Origin of the sequence: Rhizobium sp. CCGE531, from assembly GCF_003627795.1 — a bacterium.
GTDB lineage: Bacteria > Pseudomonadota > Alphaproteobacteria > Rhizobiales > Rhizobiaceae > Rhizobium.
The window spans coordinates 864,043-884,156 of sequence record NZ_CP032685.1 but is presented as its reverse complement, the minus strand read 5'-3'; the positions used below and the strand labels follow the sequence as shown (position 1 = coordinate 884,156).

The 20,114-nt window shown below is 61.0% G+C and carries 20 protein-coding genes; 10 read left to right on the top strand and 10 right to left on the bottom strand.

What is annotated here, in order from left to right:
• Nucleotides 1-4: 4 nt before the first annotated feature.
• Together CCGE531_RS23545 and CCGE531_RS23540 are read left to right on the top strand one after the other, a co-directional pair.
• Nucleotides 5-475, top strand: coding sequence for a GNAT family N-acetyltransferase (locus tag CCGE531_RS23545; RefSeq protein ID WP_120668288.1), 471 nt, complete (start codon nucleotides 5-7; stop codon nucleotides 473-475).
• A gap of 28 nt (nucleotides 476-503) precedes the next feature.
• Nucleotides 504-2,525 (top strand): beta-N-acetylhexosaminidase, encoded by a 2,022-nt coding sequence (locus CCGE531_RS23540; protein ID WP_120668286.1) that lies wholly within the window; start codon nucleotides 504-506, stop codon nucleotides 2,523-2,525.
• 85 nt (nucleotides 2,526-2,610) lie between these two features.
• Here the strand turns inward: CCGE531_RS23540 and CCGE531_RS23535 are convergent, their stop codons facing one another.
• Together CCGE531_RS23535 and CCGE531_RS23530 are read right to left on the bottom strand one after the other, a co-directional pair.
• Nucleotides 2,611-3,831 (bottom strand): ROK family transcriptional regulator, encoded by a 1,221-nt coding sequence (locus CCGE531_RS23535; protein ID WP_120668284.1) that lies wholly within the window; start codon nucleotides 3,829-3,831, stop codon nucleotides 2,611-2,613.
• Between the two features lie 291 nt (nucleotides 3,832-4,122).
• Nucleotides 4,123-4,755, bottom strand: a complete 633-nt coding sequence (locus CCGE531_RS23530; RefSeq protein WP_120668282.1) for a hypothetical protein — start codon at nucleotides 4,753-4,755, stop codon at nucleotides 4,123-4,125.
• 169 nt (nucleotides 4,756-4,924) lie between these two features.
• Between CCGE531_RS23530 and CCGE531_RS23525 the strand changes: the two genes are divergently transcribed.
• From CCGE531_RS23525 to CCGE531_RS23510, 4 genes are all read left to right on the top strand, one after another.
• Entirely contained in the window at nucleotides 4,925-5,431 is a 507-nt protein-coding gene (locus CCGE531_RS23525) for a hypothetical protein (RefSeq protein ID WP_120668280.1), read from the top strand.
• 392 nt (nucleotides 5,432-5,823) lie between these two features.
• Nucleotides 5,824-6,768: a sialidase family protein gene (locus CCGE531_RS23520; RefSeq protein WP_120668278.1), complete on the top strand. Its 945-nt coding sequence runs from the start codon at nucleotides 5,824-5,826 to the stop codon at nucleotides 6,766-6,768.
• 620 nt (nucleotides 6,769-7,388) lie between these two features.
• The gene (locus CCGE531_RS23515; RefSeq protein WP_245459277.1) at nucleotides 7,389-8,972 is read left to right on the top strand and encodes a diguanylate cyclase; all 1,584 of its coding nucleotides are present in this window, start codon (nucleotides 7,389-7,391) and stop codon (nucleotides 8,970-8,972) included.
• 162 nt (nucleotides 8,973-9,134) lie between these two features.
• Nucleotides 9,135-10,097: a trypsin-like peptidase domain-containing protein gene (locus tag CCGE531_RS23510; protein ID WP_120668276.1), complete on the top strand. Its 963-nt coding sequence runs from the start codon at nucleotides 9,135-9,137 to the stop codon at nucleotides 10,095-10,097.
• A 57-nt stretch (nucleotides 10,098-10,154) separates the two neighbouring features.
• On the opposite strand, the gene CCGE531_RS23505 is transcribed toward CCGE531_RS23510, so the two are convergent.
• From CCGE531_RS23505 to ltnD, 6 genes are all read right to left on the bottom strand, one after another.
• On the bottom strand, nucleotides 10,155-10,931 hold the full coding sequence (locus CCGE531_RS23505; protein WP_120668274.1) for an SDR family oxidoreductase: 777 nt from the start codon (nucleotides 10,929-10,931) through the stop codon (nucleotides 10,155-10,157).
• A complete protein-coding gene (gene denD / locus CCGE531_RS23500; protein ID WP_120668272.1) occupies nucleotides 10,928-11,914 on the bottom strand; it encodes a D-erythronate dehydrogenase in 987 nt (328 codons plus the stop codon). Before denD ends, CCGE531_RS23505 begins: the two co-directional genes overlap by 4 nt.
• A 99-nt stretch (nucleotides 11,915-12,013) precedes the next feature.
• Nucleotides 12,014-12,778 (bottom strand): TIM barrel protein, encoded by a 765-nt coding sequence (locus CCGE531_RS23495; protein ID WP_120668270.1) that lies wholly within the window; start codon nucleotides 12,776-12,778, stop codon nucleotides 12,014-12,016.
• Nucleotides 12,779-12,780: 2 nt separating this feature from the next.
• Entirely contained in the window at nucleotides 12,781-13,431 is a 651-nt protein-coding gene (gene otnC, locus CCGE531_RS23490) for a 3-oxo-tetronate 4-phosphate decarboxylase (RefSeq protein WP_120668268.1), read from the bottom strand.
• Nucleotides 13,428-14,702, bottom strand: coding sequence for a 3-oxo-tetronate kinase (otnK, locus tag CCGE531_RS23485; protein WP_120668266.1), 1,275 nt, complete (start codon nucleotides 14,700-14,702; stop codon nucleotides 13,428-13,430). The genes otnC and otnK overlap by 4 nt, the downstream gene beginning before the upstream one ends.
• 6 nt (nucleotides 14,703-14,708) lie before the next feature.
• Nucleotides 14,709-15,617, bottom strand: coding sequence for an L-threonate dehydrogenase (ltnD, locus tag CCGE531_RS23480; RefSeq protein WP_120668264.1), 909 nt, complete (start codon nucleotides 15,615-15,617; stop codon nucleotides 14,709-14,711).
• A gap of 169 nt (nucleotides 15,618-15,786) precedes the next feature.
• Between ltnD and CCGE531_RS23475 the strand changes: the two genes are divergently transcribed.
• From CCGE531_RS23475 to CCGE531_RS23460, 4 genes are all read left to right on the top strand, one after another.
• Nucleotides 15,787-16,785 (top strand): LacI family DNA-binding transcriptional regulator, encoded by a 999-nt coding sequence (locus tag CCGE531_RS23475; RefSeq protein ID WP_120668262.1) that lies wholly within the window; start codon nucleotides 15,787-15,789, stop codon nucleotides 16,783-16,785.
• A gap of 181 nt (nucleotides 16,786-16,966) precedes the next feature.
• Nucleotides 16,967-17,791 (top strand): hypothetical protein, encoded by an 825-nt coding sequence (locus tag CCGE531_RS23470; protein WP_120668260.1) that lies wholly within the window; start codon nucleotides 16,967-16,969, stop codon nucleotides 17,789-17,791.
• A 118-nt stretch (nucleotides 17,792-17,909) separates the two neighbouring features.
• Nucleotides 17,910-18,266 (top strand): hypothetical protein, encoded by a 357-nt coding sequence (locus tag CCGE531_RS23465; RefSeq protein ID WP_120668258.1) that lies wholly within the window; start codon nucleotides 17,910-17,912, stop codon nucleotides 18,264-18,266.
• A gap of 223 nt (nucleotides 18,267-18,489) precedes the next feature.
• The gene (locus CCGE531_RS23460) at nucleotides 18,490-18,867 is read left to right on the top strand and encodes a hypothetical protein (RefSeq protein WP_120668256.1); all 378 of its coding nucleotides are present in this window, start codon (nucleotides 18,490-18,492) and stop codon (nucleotides 18,865-18,867) included.
• A 134-nt stretch (nucleotides 18,868-19,001) separates the two neighbouring features.
• On the opposite strand, the gene CCGE531_RS23455 is transcribed toward CCGE531_RS23460, so the two are convergent.
• Nucleotides 19,002-19,442 carry a VOC family protein gene (locus CCGE531_RS23455; protein ID WP_120668254.1) on the bottom strand — a complete coding sequence of 147 codons (441 nt, stop codon included), beginning with the start codon at nucleotides 19,440-19,442 and terminating at the stop codon, nucleotides 19,002-19,004.
• A gap of 191 nt (nucleotides 19,443-19,633) precedes the next feature.
• Nucleotides 19,634-19,855 (bottom strand): hypothetical protein, encoded by a 222-nt coding sequence (locus CCGE531_RS23450; protein ID WP_120668252.1) that lies wholly within the window; start codon nucleotides 19,853-19,855, stop codon nucleotides 19,634-19,636.
• Nucleotides 19,856-20,114: the final 259 nt, after the last annotated feature.

Here is a 20,114-nt window from a genome sequence, read left to right as displayed (position 1 = left end):
GCCCTTGGATTACCTGGCCAATCTATCGACCCTGCCGGTCGACACGCAATCGTCCGAGCGCATGGCGAAAGCGGGCGTCACCATCCGGCGCGCGCTGCCGCCGGAGCTGCGGCTGATCACGAGCTGGGTCGGCAAGCATTTCAGCGAGGGGTGGGCAAGCGAGACGACGGCGGCGATGACGCGCCAGCCGCCGACATGCTTCATCGCCACGCGCAATCAGGAGCTTGTCGGCTTTGCCTGCCACGAGGCGACGGCACGCGGTTTCTTCGGCCCGACCGGCGTTGATGAAAGCGTTCGCGGCCTCGGCATCGGCCGCGCGCTGCTCTTTGCCTGCCTCAACGACCAGAAGGCCATGGGCTATGCGTACACCGTCATCGGCGATGTCGGCCCATCGGAATTCTATGAGAAGACGGTCGGCGCGATACAGATCCCCAATTCCGCACCCGGCATCTATGCCGGCATGCTCAAGCTTTGAACGATCCCTTCAGGAAGAGAGAGTGCTCATGTCCACACCGCGATCCCTGGCTCTGCGGCTTGAAACAACCTGGAACCCGCCGACCGACGACAAGGAATTTTCCTATGTCCTGCGGCTGAAGAACCTGTCGTCGGAGCCGCTTTCCGGCTTCTCGCTTTGCGTCAGCGGCCCCGGCCGCGTCGATCCGGCCGGCGTCGTCGACGGTGCGACGGTCACCAAGCGGCTTTCCAACTTCACCGAATTCCAGCCGCCGGAAGGCTTCGTGCTGGCTGGTGGCGAGACATGGACCATCACGGTCCATGCCTTGAGCTGGCCGTTCCGCCACTGGACCGACGGTGCCACCAGCGCCTATCTCGCGCTGCCAGATGGAGCCGCCGTGTCGCTTGCCGCTGAACCGACACGCACATCGTCGAGCAATGCGCCATTGAAGCGCGGGGCCGAGATCTATCCCGTGCCGGCCAATCCACCGGTGCCCCTGTCGATCATCCCATGGCCGAACCATGTCGCGGTCTCTTCGCGGCGACCGCTGCCGGCAGGCTTTGTGCTGAAGGCGAGTGCGCCGGAGGCACAGGCTGCGGCTGCAAGCTTCACCGCTCTCGTCGAACATCTCTTCGCAGCCGAGGGTCTCGTACGTTCCGAAGCCGAAGGCGCCGTGCCGGTCGAGCTGCGGGCCGTCGAGGGCCTTGGCCCGGAAGCCTATAAGCTGACGTTCTCGCCGCAGGCGATAATAGTCGAGGCAAGTGCCCAGACCGGCTTCGTCTATGGCCTTGTGACCATCGGCCAGATCTGGCGCGGCGCGCGCCTGCATCCGCAGTCCTTCCATTTCCCGGCCGTCGGCGAGATCGTCGACGAGCCCTCGATGGGCTGGCGCGGTCTGCATCTCGATGTCTCCCGCCAGTTCTACGGCTCGGCCGAAATCAAGAAGCTGATGGCGGTGCTTGCCTGGAACAAGCTCAACCGCTTCCACTGGCACCTGTCGGACGACGAATCCTGGCGCGTCGAGATCGACGCCTATCCGGCGTTGACGGAGATCGGCGCATGGCGCGGCCACGGCCTGCCCTTGCCGCCGCTTCTGGGCTCCAGCCCGGCTCGCACCGGCGGTTACTACACCAAGGCGGCCGTGCGCGAGATCGTCGCTCACGCCAAAGGCTTCGGCATCGAGATCCTGCCCGAGATCGACATGCCCGGCCATTGCTATGCCATGCAGCAGGCGATCCCTGAGCTTCGTGATCCCGACGAGATCGGCAGCTATTATTCGGTTCAGGGTTTTCCGGATAACTGCATCAATCCGGCCCGCGAGAAGACCTATGAGGTGGCCGAGACCATCCTCTCCGAACTGATCGAGCTCTTCCCGTTCAAGACGATCCATATCGGTGCCGACGAAGTGCCGCTCGGCGCCTGGTCCGGCTCGCCGGAAGCTTTGGCACAGCTACGCGAGCTGGCTGGCGACCAGATTGCGGATGCGCATGCCAAGCGCCTGAACGTCATCACCAACACGCATGGGGCCGACGATATTCACGGCTCCGGTGCTGCCGTCCTGCAGGCCGAATTCCTGGAACGCATCCAGGCATTTCTCGCCTCGAAGGGCTGCGTCACCGGCGGCTGGGAGGAGGCGGCTCACGGTGACAGGATCGACAAGGACAAGAGCTATCTCTGCAGCTGGCGCAATGTCGAAGTGGCGGCCGAGCTTGCGGGACGCGGATATGAAATCGTCGTCTGCCCGGGCCAGGTCTATTATCTCGATATGGCGATGCGCCCCGATTGGGACGAGCCGGGCGGCAGCTGGGCCGGATATTCCGACGCGGAGAAGATCTACACCTTCGATCCGGTCGGCGGCTGGACGGACGCACAGAAGGAAAAGCTTCGCGGCATCCAGGCTTGCATCTGGTCGGAGCCGATGACCGACCGCGCGGTCTTCGACCGTCTGGTCTTCCCGCGGCTTTCTGCACTGGCGGAAACCGGCTGGACGAAGCCCTCTGCCAAATCCTGGGAGCGGTTCAAGGCGCTGGCCGGAACCATGCCGCTGCTCTACGGCTTCTATCAATTCTGACGATTTGATACGTGAATCCTGCAGGCGCGGCCTATATAGGCCGCGCCTGCAGAAAAGCCGATAGCGGCTAAATCGGCTGGCTTGATCAGCCCATCATGGCGCGATGCGTCAGCGGCTTTTGCAGCACGTCGAATTGCGGGTTTGTTTCCGAGAAGATGGGCAGGGCGGCCGCGCCGAGGATAGCGGTATCCTTCCCTGTTGCGCCGATCATCAGGCGGGGAATGGTCCGCTTCTCCGTCGGGTTCACTGGAACATGCAGCGGCTCCACGCGCTCGGCAAGCCGCGTCATCAGCGACGTCGGCGCGCTGCCGCCAAGCACGATCGTCTGCGGATCGAAGGCAAGCTCGAGAAAATCGATCGTCTGGCGAAGCGGCTGCACGGCCTGTTCCAGCCAGATCTCCAGACCATGACTATTGGCTGCGATCATCGCATCGAGATCATCGGGCGCCAGTTCCTGCGCATCGTCTATGCCGAGACATTCATAGGCGACGGATGGCGAGATATAGCGATCGAGACAGCCGCGCTTGCCGCATGTGCAGAGCCTGCCATGCGGCTCGACGATGATGTGGCCGATTTCGCCGGCATTGGCGCGGCTGCCCTTGTAGAGGTGGCCGTCGAGGAACATGCCGGCGCCGATACCGCCGTCACCCGCCAGGAAGAGATAGACGAAACTCCCAAGGCCGCGGGCAACGCCATAGAGCCGCTCGCCGATCGCCGCGGCCGTCGCATCGTTTTCGACGAGCACGGGCAGATCGATAAGCCGTTCCAGTTCGCGGGCAACCGGAAAATCCTGCCAGCCGGGCAGGTTGAGCGGACTGAGCGATGTCACGCCGCCATCGGCATAGCGTCCCGGCAGGGCGATGCCCACGCCAAGCAGCCGGTCGCGGGGGAAGGAAAAGGCCTCATGCAGATCTTGAACGATACCGGCGAGGACCGGCATCGCCTCGGTCGGCCCCGGCCTGTCGACATGGCGCTCGATGCGGGCGCAGACCGTGCCCGATAGATCCGTCAGCACCCCGGCGGCACGCTGGCGGCCAAGCTCGAGGCCGATGGAATAGGCGCCGCTTGGATTGATGGTATAGGGAATGATCGGCTGGCCGCGGGCGATCCTCTGCGCTTCCATGGGGATCAGCAGGTGCGAGCGCGCCAGTTCCTCCACGATGTTCGAAACCGTCTGCGTGGTCAGCGCCGTCATGCGGGCGATCGCCGCGCGTGACATCGGCCCGTTGGTGCGGATGGCCTCGATCACGACACGCCGGTTATGCGATTTGGCCTGTTCGAGATTCGTGCCTGAAATTGTCTTCATGAGAGGATGGGGATTTTCTATGTCGGCGTTCGGTTGGCGTTGTTGCTTGTCACGAGCCGCCGTGGCGTGACGGGGAAATGGCCGCATTCGCCGGCGTTTGCCCCAGCGGGTATTTTCCATCCTTTTGTCGAGCTCTTCAAGTGGCCGCGCGTTTCTGCCTGGCGACTGTGCCGCCTGTCGCACGAAGCGGGGCGGGCAGCCTTTCGCCGGCGGCGAACTGTTACGGATGCCTCGTGCCGCCGCACATTACCGTGGCAGGGATAGCAATGCCTGCTTGCGAAGCAGATCACCTCATTGTTTGCGGTAGGTCCCCTGCAAGGTCACGCCGTCGGCAAGATTGCAGACACCCGTCTGTGACACATGCCAGGTCTTTGCGTTGAGGCGATCAAGGCCGACCTTGCACCTGTCTCTGGAAAGCTCGGCGTGTTCCTTCGTTAGCGGAACGACACCGTTCATACCATCGGCATTGACGTCCCCGGCTTCAGCGCCGCCCGGGCCGACATAGGTCGAGGTGAGAAAAACCGCGACGAGGCCGTCGACGGGTCCGAAGATCGCAAGGTTGCCCTCATTGCCGTCGGCGCTTTTCGAAGCGAAATCCGCCGACAGGCTTTGCCCGCCCTGTGTCGCCTGGAGAAGGACGATCTGGTCATCATAGGTCTGCCGGATGCAAGCCGCATCGCTGCAGGATTGCACCTTCGTAATCCAGCGCCGTTGCCGTTCCCGGATCTTGTCCGCGTCGTCGTGCTTCAGGGCGGAGGCATACAGAGCCCCCATTATCTCATCCCGCGCAAGCAGCGATTTGTCCTGGCAAATCATCTGATCGCTTGTCGAGCTAGGCTTGGCGCAATCAATGCCGGCCGCTTTGACGGGTACTGCAAACAGAGTGACGATGACCATCGCCGAGGCGGATCTCGAAATCCTCATGGATACCTCCATTCTCCGATACGTCAGCTAACTATGCCTCGGCGTGGCTTCGTAAAGGTCTTGCCTACGTCTGAGGCAAACTCGACAAATACCGCCTCGGCATTTGAAGATCGCCGGAACTTCCCTAGTTTTGACGGTCTCAGCAGATGAAGATCGATGGGGAGGTCACGTGGAGGGCGAAACGCAACTATCCGGCAGGATTACATTCCTGATTGTCGGCTCCCTGTTTCTTGCCATCACCATCGGGATGGGCGCCTTCGCCGTCCACCTCTACCAGACCTATGCGAACCCGACCGCCATGGCGGCATGCCCGGTCTTTTCCTGGGCCTTCGGCAGCATGGTTATATCGATGATGCTCGTGCTTCTGGCGTCGGGGAAGAAAACCAAAGGCAAGATCGGCGCAAGGAGAGGGCAGGTCACCGTCAGGCTCGGCAGCAGATCGCCCGGCTCCAACAGTCACATCACTGGTCGGGGCATCGAGGCCGAAGGCGAGGCGGGAACCCGCATCATAAGCGTGATCCCGTCTCTTTTCCTCATCGCATCCGCGATCGGACTAGCCCTTCTCGGGCTTTTCCTTTTCGGCCACCATCGGCTCGACCTGATCGGATCCGGAATGTTCATCGCGGTGGTGTTCTATATCGTGAATTGGAGCAGGCTGGCCTGGCCACGCAGATAGTCCCTGCGGCACCGTTGGCGGGGCGTCCATCCGTCCTCAAACCATGCCGTTTGCCGGGCTGACATGCCTTAAGGTCGTCCGAGAATCTCTTTCCCCGCGAGTCGCGCGGCGTCGCCATGACAGGACGATTTCACTTTTTAGATTATTCAACCTTATCGTTTATTTTTCTTTTCCTCATTGAATTTTAGTATCATCAAAAATGGACGCAGACTGCGCGCGGAAATTTTTCTAGTCTCCATCTCGCCCGACTTCGCGATGATCGCGCATTGCCAATCTCGAACTCCAACGAGATTGAACATAAGCATCTGAAGTTATTGAACTATGACTCAAGCACAGCTTGAGCCATCGAGGAAGATTTTGAAACAATCCGACAAACCTGAAAGGATGCAAACATGAACGCGCCTATTGGTTCAGACAATTGGGCTATCGATGCCCTGGTTCCCGATTCATCCAATGCTTTCGGTCTCTCGAACACGCCCGCCGTGGCGGTTTACAGAAATAAGTTGTATTGCGTACGCCAGGGAAGAGGCGGCAGCGGTTGGGTCTGGTGCGCCACTTTCGATGGCAATTCGTGGTCGGCGGACGAGCTCATCAAAGACCAGGATAACGCCTACGGAATATCCGGATCGCCGGCCCTGGCCGTTTTCCGGGACAAGCTTTACTGCGTGCGTCAAGGCCGGGACAGCAGCGGCTGGGTTTGGTGTGCCACGTTCGATGGCAATTCATGGTCGGATGACCGGCTCATTCCGAGCAACGACGATGCCTATGGAATCTCCGGCTCACCTGCCCTCGCGGTCTTCAATGACAGGCTCTATTGCGTTCACCAAGGGCGCGGCGACAGCGGATGGCTATGGTGCGCCACCTTCGACGGTAACTCATGGTCTGCGGATCAGCTGATTCCGAGTGCCGACAGTGCCTACGGCCTTTCGGGCTCACCGGCGCTTGCCGTGTACAACGGCAAGCTCTATTGCGCCCGTCAGGGCAGGGAGAACAGCGGCTGGGTCTGGTGTGCGTCCTTTGACGGCAGCACCTGGTCGAATGACCAGCTCATTCCCACTCCCGGCAATGCCTATGGCGTATCCGATTCCCCGGCATTGGCCGTCTTCCAGAACAAACTTTATTGCCTCCGTCAGGGCCGCGGCGGTAGCGGCTGGATCTGGGGCGCTACCTTCGACGGAAACACATGGACGAACGACCGGCTCATTCCAAGCCCTGACAACGCATACGGCATATCGGCCTCACCGGCGCTGGTCGTATACAACAACCAGCTCTATTGCTTTCATCAAGGCCGGCACGATGATGGTTGGCTTTGGTGCGGATCGCTCCCTTCGGCATAAATGCAATTGGAAATAAAGCCGAGGTCCGGTGCGGGAACGGCATTGTTTAGAGTTAGATTTCCCACAGCCAGGGCAGCTGGTGCACAGGCTCGAATTAGCCGAGTGACCAAGGCGATCTCAAAACGAGTTTGCGACGGGATGCGGCAAGCGTCCTGTCGCCGACACTATACGGCGGCACGAGCACTGTCCTGTCCTGCTGTGACAGAGCTTGGCAAACTGCTTCATGAGCCCAGTCACAAATGTTGGCGTAGGTCGTTCAGGCAACGTCTCGCGGAACTTTTGACCGGCCTCTCCATGCCGCACAAGCCTGAAGGCTCGACATCGGCCCGATACGCAAACAATTTGCGCCATGCATCTGGCGAACGTGAGCAGCCAGCGCCTCGGGCTCCAATGCGCGTAGCGCATCGGGGGCATCGGCGGGGAGGAATCGAACCGGTGGACAGGATGGGATGCCGTCTTGATGTAACCGAAGAAGGCCTTCTCTCCGAATGTCATGCGCATTATGCCATCCGTATCCGGTATATCCGCGCGGTACGTCTTGCCATGATCTACGGCATTCCTTTACCATCGGCTGCTATAGTCGAGGCCCGGGGATAAGTTTGAAGGCCTACTGGGAGAAGATGCTGGACGCGGAAATCGTCGCATTCCTGGAAGCGTGTCCGATGGCGGCACTCGTGCTCGACGCTGTCGGCACGATCGTCTTCGCCAATGCCGGAGCTCGGGAGCTCTTTGCCCTTTCAGGCCCGCCTCGCAACTTGGCTGTTTCGGATTTGATACCGGACTGGCCGCTCTCTGCCGCTGCGTCGCAGCCATTGATCGTCACAGGCGCTGGCCATCGACGGGATTGCCGGGTGAGCGTGATGACCTGGCCTTCGGCGCATGGGATACTGACGGCGGTTCTCATCGAGCCGGAGAGCGAAGACCGCCATGCGGCGGTGGCGGCGAGAGAGGCCAATCTGCGCCTTCGATATGTGATCGAAATGCTGCCGGAAGCCGTTTGCGTCTTCGATGCGGGGGATCGCTACGTTCTGTGGAACGAGAAATACGCCGAGCTCTATCCGGATATCGCCGATCACCTCAAACCGGGTATCGCTTTCGAAGAGATCTTGAAGATCAGCCTTGCCAGCGGCCGCATGCCCGAGGTCGTCGAAGACCAGGATATGTGGCTGAAGCAGCGCATGCGAAAATTTCGCCAGCCGGTTTCGCAGGAGGAGCAGCAGCTCCAGGACGGGCGATGGCTTCGACATGATGATCGGCGCACGCCCGACGGCGGCGCCATCGGCATGCGGATAGACATCAGCGAGTTGAAACAGCGCGAAGAGCGGTTGCGCCAGCTTTTCGATGCCAATCCGATGCCGATGCTTCTATGCGATGGCAGTAGTCTGCAGATCCTTCAGGTCAACCGGGCGGCAATCGACTTCTATGGCTTCGCAAAAGCGACACTGCTCTCCTGGAGGGCGTGCGACATGCATGTCGAGAGCGAGGCGGATCGCTTTGCGGATGGGCTTCTCGAACTCGAAGGCGATTGCGAGGCGAGAACCGTTTGGCGCCAGAGAGTGGCCGATGGGACGGAACGCCACGTGCTCGTTTACGTTCGGCTACTCCATGAAGGCCTGGAACGTCGTCTCCTGCTGACCATCGCCGATGTCAGCGACCGCATTCTCGCCGAGGCCGAAGCCAATCGACTGGCACGACATGACATGCTGACCGGATTGCCGAACCGGATGTGCTTCTACAAGGCCCTCGATGAAGCCTTGAAGATGAACTGTGGAAAGGGCATCGCTGTTTTCTGCCTTGATCTAGATGGGTTCAAGCCGGTCAATGACACTTTCGGGCATGCGGCTGGCGATGAGGTTCTCAAGATGGTGGCCGAGCGGCTGCGCGGTGCGGCCAGAGGCCATATGGTTGCGCGCTTGGGCGGCGATGAATTTGCCATCCTGATGATCGGGGAAGTGGGCGATATCGCCGATGTGGCCAAGGGTTGCATTGCTGCCTTCAAATCCTCGTTTCGCGTCGAGGGCGCGACGGTCGATATCGGTATCAGCATCGGCGTTTCGGCGGCGCCGGAGAATGGCGAGGACGGAGAGGTTCTGGTTCAGGAGGCGGATCGCGCCCTTTATCGGGCTAAAGCCAATGGCCGGAATACCTGGCGGACGGCGAGCGATGGCCGCCGTCAACAGACTGTTTCAGGGCGCTTGAGATAAGAGGGCGGTTCGGAAACGCACCGGCCATGCGCGGCTCTTGAACTTGGCCTGATCTCTCCTCATTTCAGTAGCCACTGTTTCAATCTGTCGAACTGACAGCCTCCTGCTTTTCACAGCTGCTGCCGGTCCTCGTTGCGACGCGTCCGCGTCGGAGGAGTTTTCATGGGCTTTATTGATCGCGACATCCAGCCGTCATCCGATGCCGGGCTGCTGGATGCCTATTCTCAATCGGTATCGAGTGCCGTCGACGTCGTCGGGCCGGCCGTCAGCCGGATCGAGCGGTTGGGCGGCCGCGCCGGGCATGGTTCCGGCTTCGCCATTTCGCCGGATGGCCTCGTTGTGACGAACAATCATGTCGTCGATGACGCAAAGACCGTGCGCATCAAGACCCCGGAAGGGGCAACCGTCGAGGGAAGGGTGCTCGGGCGCGATCCGGATACCGACCTCGCGCTCATCCGCGCCAATGACTGGCCGGGCAATTGGGCGAGACTCGGCGATTCCAAATCGCTGAAGCGCGGGCATATTGCGATTGCCATCGGCAATCCTCTTGGCTTCGAATGGACGGTTACCGCCGGCATCGTCTCGGCGCTTGGCCGGTCGATGCGCGCGGCGAGCGGCCGCCTGATGGAAGACATCATCCAGACGGATGCTGCTCTTAACCCCGGCAATTCCGGCGGGCCGCTGGTTTCGTCCGCCGGCGAGGTGATCGGCGTCAATACCGCCGTCATCCAGGGTGCGCAGAGCATCGCGTTTTCGGTCGCCTCGAACACCGCCAAGCATGTTGTGTCCGAGATCCTGCGCTTCGGCCATGTCAGGCGTGCCTATATCGGCATTGCCGCCGATACGGTCGAATTGCATCGGCGCGTCGCGCTGGAGGCCGGCATCACGCATTCGACGGCTGTCCGTCTGCGCCGTGTCGAAAAGGATAGTCCGGCCGAAAAGGGCGGCTTGCAGGAGGGTGACTACCTGCTTGCCATCGACGGCCAGGCGGTATCCGGCATTGACGATGTCGTCAGGCTGCTTGATGGAGACAAGATCGACACGGAGATCGAGGTGCTGATCTTCAGTGTCGGTGGCCTGATCGAACGAAGGCAAATCAAGCCTTCGGCGCGCCCGGCCATCTAGCGCGTACGCCATCCATACAATCGGCAGCGTCGTGCCCTCGACACTGCCGATTGCTTGTTATCCTCTGCCGACGAGCGGCATTTTCGTTGCCATGACGGTCATGGAGAGAACGTTGGCATCCAGCGGCAGCGTGGCCATGTAGACGACGGCGCGTGCGATATGCTCCGCCGAGATCGTCGGTTCGGCTGCGGTCTCGCCATTTGCCTGCAGCACGCCGGCGCTCATCCGCGCCGTCATGTCGGTGGCGGCATTGCCGATATCGATCTGGCCGCAGGCAATGTCGAAAGGACGGCCATCGAGGGCAGTCGATTTTGTCAGGCCGGTGATCGCGTGCTTCGTCGCGGTATAGGGCGCGGAATGCGGCCGTGGCGTGGTGGCCGAGATCGAGCCATTGTTGATGATGCGGCCGCCTTGGGGCACCTGAGCTTTCATCAGCCGGAAGGCCTGCTGCGTGCAGAGGAATGCGCCGGTCAGGTTCGCGCCGAGAATGGCACTCCATTGCTCGAAGCTCAGCTCTTCCATCGGCACGGCCGGCAGGCCCATGCCGGCATTGTTGATCAGAAGGTCAAGGCGGCCAAAGTGGCCGGCAATGGCATCGAAGAGGCTGCGGACCGAGTTGGGGTCGCTGACATCGGCCGTAACGGCAAGAAATTCCGCCCCGGTTTCCTCGGTGAGCTCGCGGGCGGCTTTTTCCAGAACGTCGGCCCGACGGCCCGAGATGACGACCTTGAAGCCGGCCGAGCCGAGTGCCTTGGCGATGGCGCGGCCGATACCCGTGCCGCCGCCTGTCACCAAGGCGATTGCGTTCTGCATGTGCGCTGACACCTCCGTCATGCGACCCTCCCGTCGAGTTCGTCTTCGATATGCGCCCGCAGGATCTCGTCAAAGCTCTGTTCTGCCTTGAAGCCGAGATTGCTCGCGCGCTTGGCGTCGAATTGGGTCGCCCAGCCGGAAACGATGCGTTCGATCACCGGATCGGGCTCCCGGCGGATGAGCGCAACCGCCTTGTCGCCGCCGACGCGGCGCAGGGCGTCGATCTCATCGGAAACGAGCGCCGAAAGCCCGGGCATGGTGAGATTGCGCCGCGGCCCGACCTTCGCGGTGTCGAGCGTTGCGGCGTGTACGAAGAAGCCGACCGCCGAGCGCGGGCTCGCGAACCAGTGCCGCACGGTATCGCTGACCGGCAGAATGGCTTGCCTGCCGACAAGCGGTTCGCGCAGGATGTTGGAGAAGAAGCCGGAAGCGGCCTTGTTCGGAGCGCCGGGGCGCACGCATATGGTCGGCAATCTGATGCCGATGCCATCGAAAATGCCGCGACGCGAATAATCGGCGAGCAGGAGTTCCGTGATCGCCTTCTGCGTGCCGTAGCTCGTCAGCGGCGCAGTCAGGAATTCGTCGCCGATGACGTTGGGGAAGGGGGTTCCGAACACGGCAATAGAGGAGGCGAAGATGACGCGCGGGGCATAGGCGGATTTCAGGCCTCGTTGGCGAATGGCTTCGAACAGTGCCCGCGTGCCGTCGAGATTGACGGTATAGCCCTTGTCGAAATCGGCTTCGGCTTCGCCGGAGACGATGGCGGCGAGATGGAAGATCATATCCGGGCGGTCTTCGATGAGCTTGTCTGCAACACCAACGGTCGCAAGGTCGATCGTCAGGGCCTTCGATACGGATGCAAGCGCTTCCGGCACCGGTGGCTGGAAGGCATCGACCAGCGTCAAGCGCTCGATGGTCTGTCCGAGAGCCTTCGGCTCAGCGGCGATGCGGTTGACAAGCTTGCGGCCGACCATGCCCGCAGCGCCCAAGATCAAAACATGCATATCGGCTTTTCCTCCCAATAGGCTGGTATCAGTCTTCGGGATCATTCCCGAGTGAATGTCTTTGGCGGCCTTCGGGCATCCGGGATGCCGGCCGTTGTTTCATCTGTATGCCTGCAGCCAGGCGAGCCCTGCGTCCGTCGTGGTTGCCGGCCGATATTCCGCGCCGATCGGCTTGTCATAGCCAAGCGTTTCCAGGAACTGCAGAAGGTGACGGTAATCGATCTCCCCATGGTCCGGTTCGCGCCGGTCCGGAACGGCGGCGATCTGGATGTGGCCGATGGCCGGCATATGTGCTTGCAGCCTATGGGTCAGGTCGCCCTGCATGATCTGGATGTGATAGCAGTCGAACATCAGTTTGACGTTCTCGGCGCCCACTTCAGCAATGATCTCGAGCGCCTGATCCGCCGTCTGCAGGAAGTAGCCGGGCGCGTCGCGATGGTTGAGCGGCTCGATCAGCACGGTCGCTCCCACTTTGCCGGCGCGTTCGCAGGCATAGCGCAGATTGGCGATGAAGGTGGTTCGAGCCTCGTCGCCGGCAGCCTTGCCGGCCATCACATGCACGTTTCGTGCGCCGATGGCGGCCGCATAGTCCATCGCCTGATCGATGACGCCACGCGCTTCGTCCTCGCGCCCCGGAATGGCGGCAAGCCCGTTATCGCCAGCCGCGACATTGCCGCGGGCGGTATTGAGGCCAAGCATGGGAAGACCGGTTTCGTCCAATGCCTGACGCACGGCTTCGGCGGAAGTGTCATAGGGGTAGTGGCATTCCACGGCATCGAAACCGGCAGCCTTGGCGGCGCGGATCGCATCGGGAAGGGAAAGCTCCTGCCACAGGAATCCCAGATTGGCGGAAAAGCGCGTCATGTTCAGTCCCACTCCACATCATAGGTGCGAACGAGATCGGCGATCTGCGCATCCGTCAGCAGCGAAGGATTGGCCCCGCGCGTCAACATGGCAAGCTTTGCCGTCTCCTCCAATTCCTCTATCGCATAGACAGCCGCCTCCAGATCCTTGGCAGAGACAACAGGTCCGTGCGCCGCTAGCATCACGGCGCTGCGCTTGCCGGCAAGGCCGCGAATGGCATCGCCCATGGCCGGATCGCCCGGCATGAAATAGGGCAGAAGCTTCACCTTGCCGAGCTTCATGATCGAATAAGCTGTCAAGGGCGGCAGCATGTTGTCGGCATCGACGTCGGGCAAGATCGAGAGCGCAACCGAATGGCTGGAGTGGAGATGGACGACGGCGCCGGTCTTTTTCGGCCGCGTCTCGTAGAAGGCTGAATGCAGCGGCATTTCCTTCGTCGGCTTGTCCCCGCCGATCAGGCGCCCTTCTGCATCGAAGAGCGAGAGGCGCGCGGGATCGAGACGCCCGAAGGAACTGCCTGTCGGCGTCACCAGCAGCCGACCGTCCCTGAGGCGCGCGGAAATATTGCCGGAGGAGCCGGCGGTGAGGCCCCGATCGTAAAGCGATTTCGCCATCATGCATATGTGTTCGCGCAGTCCGGCTTCTTCGCTCATGCAGCCTCCAACCGGTCGAAAGCATCCATGAAGAAGCCTTCGCCGCCGAAATTGCCCGATTTCAGGGCGAGTGCGATCGCCTCTCCCTCGACTGTCGCGAATGTCCAGGGGACACCCGGCGCTATCTCCGGGCCGATCGCCAGATGGGTGACGCCGAGCGCCTGCGTGATCGCGCCTGAGGTCTCGCCGCCGGCGACGACGAAGCGGCGCGTGCCGCAATCGAAGGCCGCGCGGGCGATTTCGGAAAGAGCGTCCTCAACCACCTGACCCGCCTTGTGCCGGCCCAATTGCTCCTGTGCCCGCCGCACCTCGCCGGGCTCGGCGGTGGCGTAGATGAGCTTCGGCGCATCGGCAGATTGCCGACGCAGCCATTCCAGCGCGGTATCGGCACTTTCCTCTGCAAGCGCGATCGGATCGAGCCGCAGGCTGGCGACCTGTCCGGCATAATTGGCAACCTGCCGGCGCGTCATGGCGGAGCAGCTCCCCGATAGAACGATCGAGCCGCCGGCGACCTTGGGCAGCGCCAGTCGATGTTCGGAGAGGCTGGCGAGACCCTGTTCGATGTAGAATTGCGGAAGCTGGCCGGCAATCGCACTGCCGCCCGTCAGCAGCGGCATGTCGAAGGATGCTGCGGCGATCGTGCGGAGGTCATCGTCGCATACGGCATCGACGATCACATGTTGAACACCGTCGCTGCCGAGTTGCGCTAACTTTACTCTCAGTGCTGCCGCACCTTTCACAACGACATTGCGGTTGGCAAGGCCGACTGCGCCGGCCACTTGCGGCGTCAGAAGCCGCACAAGGCTTGAATCGCGCATCGGCGTCAGCGGATGGTCCTTCATCGGGCTTTCCGACAGAAGCTGCTCGCCGACGAAAAGATGACCCATGAAGACGCTACGCCCGTTCTCCGGGAAGGCCGGGCAGTAGATCGTCTGGGCCGCGCCGGTCTCCGCCATCAGCATTTCAGCGACCGGACCGATGTTGCCTTCGGCCGTGCTGTCGAATGTCGAGCAATATTTCCAAAAGAAGCGGCTTGCACCGGCTTCCTTTAGCCAGTCCAGTGCTTGTCGAGCCTGTTTTACTGACATGTCGATCGGTGATGTCCGGCATTTCAGGGCGATGACCTCGAAGGCGGCGGTCTCGCTCCGATCGCGTTTCTCCTGCGGTACGCCGATCCGCAGCGAAACCGGCAATCCGCTGCGGGCGAGCAGTGCGGCAAGATCGGTTGCCCCGGTAAAGTCATCCGCAATGCAGCCAAGTAGGAGCGTCATTGTCTACTAGTCCTTTACGCCCGGCAGGCTGGCGCCGCTCTTGCGCGCCAGGATTTTAGCGACCGCGGCGTCGTCCTCGAGGCCGAGACCGGCTTCCGATGCTTCCATGAAGAGATCGAGCGCGGCTGCGGCGAGCGGCGTGACAGCTCCGGCTCTGCCGGCCTCCGATGTGACGATGCCGAGGTCCTTGACGAAGATGTTGACCGCCGAGCGCGGCGTATAGTCGCCTGAAACGATGTGCTCGCCCCGGTTCTCGAACATCCAGGACGAGCCGGCGGAAACGCGGATCACCTCATAGAGCGTTTTCAAGTCAATGCCGGCCTTGGCGGCAAGGGTCATCGCTTCGGCTGTCGCGGCGATGTGCACGCCGGCCAGCAACTGGTTGATCATCTTGACATGCGAGCCGGCGCCGGGGCGATCACCCAGCCGGAACACCTTGGCTGAAATGGCGTCGAGTACCCCGGATGCGCGATCGAAGGCCTCGGGCGCGCCGGACGCCATGACGGTGATCTCGCCCGCAAGGGCGCGAATGTGGCCACCGGAGACGGGGGCATCGATGACGAGCATGCCGGATGCTTCCAGCCTTTCGGCGATGGCTGTTGTGGCGCTCGGAGCCATGGTAGTGCAGAGCAGAAACACCGTCGAGGGCCGCGCGGTCTGCAACGCTCCATTCTGCCCGAAAAGGACGTCCTCGGTCTGCTTGCTGTTGACGACATAGATGAGGACCGCGTCGGCGTCTTCCGCCGCCGACGCCGGCGTCGTGCAGGGTGTGCCGCCGTTCTCGGCAAGGCGGGCGAGGACCTCGCTGCGAACATCGCAGCCGCGCACGGTAAAGCCCGCTTTCAGAAGCGATAGGGCAGCGCCCCAACCCATGGACCCCAGGCCGATGACGGCGGCCTTCTTCGTGTTCTGCATGGCGCTACCTCTACGATTTTCAGCTCATGTTACCGGTACCGGTATCGGTAACATAGCCCTATTCTCCCGGGAATTGTCAATAGGCCGATGTTTGCCTTTTCGGAGAAACATTCTATGAAGAAGAGCGGCATTGTGCCAGCCGTTATGGTTCATCGAGGGTTGCTTGGGGATGCGCAAACCCACTCTGGAAGAAGTCGCGAACGAAGCGGGCGTCAGCAAGATGACGGCTTCGCGCGCCCTGCGCGGCGTGGCTGACGTCTCCAGCGAGACGCGCGACAGGGTCATCGAGGCGGCAACACGGATGAACTATGTGGGCAACAGGCTGGCGCTCTCGCTGTCCTCGCAGCGTACCAGTCTGGTGGCCGTCGTCGTTCCCAGCATGTCGAACATCGTCTTTCCGGAGATTCTTGCCGGCATTTCCGCCGGGTTGGACGGTTCCGGCATGCAGGCCGTGTTTGGCATCTCCGACTATGACATGGCAAAGGAGCGCGACATCATTCGCGACATGCTCTCCTGGCAGCCCTGTGCCATTATCGTCACCGGTCTGGACCAGCCGGAGGAGACGGTGGACTTGCTCCGCCACGCCAATATTCCGGTCATCCAGCTGATGGATCTGGACGGTGCGCCGATCGATTTCAATGTCGGGCTGTCGCATGGCACGGCGGGCGAAGACATGGCTGAAGCGCTCGTTGGCGCAGGCCGCCGTCGGTTCGGCTATGTCGGCAGCGCGCTGAAAAGGGACCTGCGTGCCGGCAAGCGCAAGGCCGGCTTCGAGCGAATATTGCACGCGCATGGCCTGGGTTTCACCGCGCAGCAGATTGACGACGCCTTTTCCTCGATCGCGCTCGGAAAGCAGCTGACGACGGCGATGCTCGCGGCGGCGCCCGACGTCGATTGTATCTATTACTCGAACGATGACATGGCGAGCGGCGGATTGTTCGCCTGTATGGAACTCGGCGTTGCGGTTCCCGGCCAGGTGCTGATTGCCGGATTCAATGGGCTGGATCTGGTTGGTTCCTTGCCGGCGCCGATCGCGACCTCCCGTTCGCCACGGCGCGCCATGGGCGAGATGGCCGCGCAGTTGGTTCGCCGCGCTGTCGCCGACGACGGAGATATCGGCGAGAAAACCATCGTGTTCAAACCGACGATCACCGGCATCGGGCGTTAGATATCGCCGTCCGCACAGCGGAGCCGCGATGTCAGGCCGGTATTGAAGACAGTGCGGCCTCTTACGTTCAGCAACAAGATTTCCCACAAATTCCACCAGACAGAAACATTCGGACATGGGCGGGCCGAACTCGTCGGCTAGACCGGCATCGAGTTTGCTATCTAGCGGAGTTCGAGTGTCGATGCTTTCCATAAATCCGTGGCGACGGGAAGAGTTGAGCCATATCGTTGTCACGACCTTTCACGAAAAGGGTTATCGCGACTACGGCAAGAGGTGTATCGAGACCTTCCTCGCTTGCTGGCCGAAGGACATTTCCCTGGTGGTTTATGCCGAGAATGTCGAGATCGAAGAGAAGGATCGCCGTCTTCTGGTTTTCGATCATCTTGAGGCTTTGCCGCGGTTGCGCGACTTTCGAAAAGCCTATGGCAACAACCCGCAGGCCAATGGATTTCGGCCCTCGCGCAAGTGGCTCGCGCGCGATTTCCGCTGGGATGCGGTGCGCTTCTCCAACAAGGTCTTCGCGGTCGCCGATGCCGTCAGGCGCTACCATAACATGGTCGACCAGCTGATATGGCTGGACGCCGATACGATCACCCACAGAGATATCCCGAAGAGCTTTCTCGACGGGATCGCGCCGCGCGGAGATCAGCTTGCCGCCTATCTCAACCGGAGAATCTATCCCGAATGCGGATGGGTGGGGTACAATCTTCGCCATCGCGAAATATTGACCTTTGCCGAACGCTTCGAGGGCGCTTATTCCTCCGGCTATTTCCTGACGATGAAGGAGAGCCATGACAGCTTCGTCTTCTGGAAGGTGCTTCAGCAGATGGAAAGCGACAAGGAAGCGAGCTTCAAGCGTCTCGGCTCAAGCCTGACCAAGACCCATGTCTTCATAAACAGCGTCCTCGGTGGCTATCTCGATCATCTGAAGGGCGATAGGAAATCGGCCGGCAGGAGCCGCCGAAGCGATCTGAAGTGGGGCAGGCGGGAGGCGTGGTGGCGATGACATCCGATCATCTGCGGGCACTGAAAACCCGAATTGCGGCGACAGCGCCGGCATATAAGCAAGTTGTCATTTCGTGTGCGTGACACTAATCTGGGTAGCATCAGGGGATTGGAGATTCATGTACGACGATTCGATCCTGCCGACAGAGATTGCCGTTTTGCTTGGCTTGATCTGCAATATCGGCGCGCCGCTTTTGGCCTTCTGGGCGGCGGGAAAATTACCTCGGCTACGCCTCTGGTTTCATGCAGCTGCCTTCGTCACGATCCTGGCCTCGCCGCTGGTGGCCATGATCCTTGGGCTGCCGGATCTACTTCCTGAAGAGGAAGACAGCCCGGGTGCTCGTTTTGCTTTCCTGCCGTTGATCATGGAGACGGCCATTATCGCGCTGCTCTATTGTCTCGCCGGCGCAATGCTTCTGTCCCAGTCGGTCCATTCGGCCATCAGCGATTGGCGGGATGGAGATCGTACTCCCTAATGCACGTCGCGCAAAAATGTGCGGCAGTTTTGCGATATCGACGCACTTTAGCTGCAGTCGAGGAAATTGCGAGCGCATCTGCACGGTCGCCAACGACTATTCCTTCGCTAGTCCCCTTGACGTCCGACCGTGTGCCATGATCAGGCTCCGATGGCGTTCAGGCAGAGTTCAGGCGAGTTGGTATATCTCTGCCTCGTCCATAAGAGAAAATGGGGTAAGGGAAATGTTGGAACGTTTCGTACGAGTATCGCGTGTCGCCCTGATCGGGCTGGCCGCACTGCAACTGATGACCTCAGCCGCCTCGGCGCAGTACTATGGCGGCGATGACGGCTACGCACCGCCGCCCTGGCAACGTGACCAGGGCCGGGATTGGAACCGCCCGCCGCGCGGCTGGGACGGTGACCGGGACCGGAATCGCGATTGGGACCGTGATCGCGGCTGCAGCCGGCGCGATCTCATGCGGGCTGCCCGTGCCGAAGGCTTCCGGCGCATCGATTCCGTTGAAAACAATGGACGGCGTATCATCGTTCGTGGCTGGAATGACGGCGGCCCAGACCGCATGGCCTTCGCCAACCGAAGCGGTTGCCCGGCTCTCAACTGATAGCAGATATTGCGTAAGCGGAAGCCGAGTGTGGATCGGCTTCCGCTTACCTTCGCGGCCGCGCATCCCTTCGACTGGCTGAAAAGAATGCGCCGTTGCTGCTCTTGAGCTTTGTTGCCGTTTCTCGCCCAATCTCAGGCGGCGGCGAATTTCTTTTTCGAAGCAACAGCGCTGCCGGTCATGTCGGATACGGCTGATGCTTCGATGTCATCGCTTTGCGACGTCACCATGAACTGCCAGGACACGCCCCAGGGATCTACCACCGGGCTGCGTCTGTCCGTCGAATAGCCCTTTCCCAGAGCATCGCGCAAACGATCCGCCTCGGCCTGCGTTGCGCATTCGAAGATGATGGAAGAGCAATGCTCGGAGCGATCGAGTGGCCCGGCCTCGAAGCCCATGAAAGAACGGTTGCCGAGCGTGAAACCTGCGAACTTCACGCTGCCGGCCGGACCATTCGGATTGTCGGTCAAGATGCTCGAGATCCACCCGGTTGCCGAATTCGGAATAAGCGCCGCGTAAAACTCGATCGCTGATTCCATGTCGCGCCGAAACCAGAGATGTTGCCTGACTTTCATCACTATTCGCTTTCTTCAAGTCCCGCCCGAATAGGGCGCCGCATGAAGGAGACATGCCTGCCGTGTCGGTGGATAAAATTCGTGCCGCCGGCGAGCCGCCTTCTTGGTGAGCGGTGGCGCCGGCGGCATGCTGAAGAATTGCCGCTGACCGTTCGTGCCCACCCCTGCGGGGCACGGACGGGTACGCAACACTATTTTTCGGCAACTCTACCAGCGAGAGCCATGACGTAGTCGTCGGCTATATCAGCCAGGGTCAAAGCGACTTCCGGTTCATTCCAGCCGGCGGCAAGCATCATTTGCACGAAATCGCGAAACGCCACTTCAAGGACCTCTTCGCGCTCGACCGCGCGATAGGCGTCATTGGAAGGATGCTGAGGCTTGCTGATGTTTATTGTCTGGCGGGTCGATACCATTGCTATGTTCCCTAAAGCTGTGTCTTGGTGGACGGAGGGTACATTCGCCACACATCAAGACTTTGATGTCCAAACGATTATTATGCTTCTTTTCTAATAGGTTACGCGCGGCATGTCGTTAGCCGTGCATCCTGAAACTTGCAGCAGCGTCCATTTTCGCAATTGCTGAAGTGCGATCTGGCGGCTCAGCCGCGAGATGGCGGAAGCGAATGTATCGCCCATTGCGCGAAGCAATCCGCTTAACGCGCCCTTGTCGGAT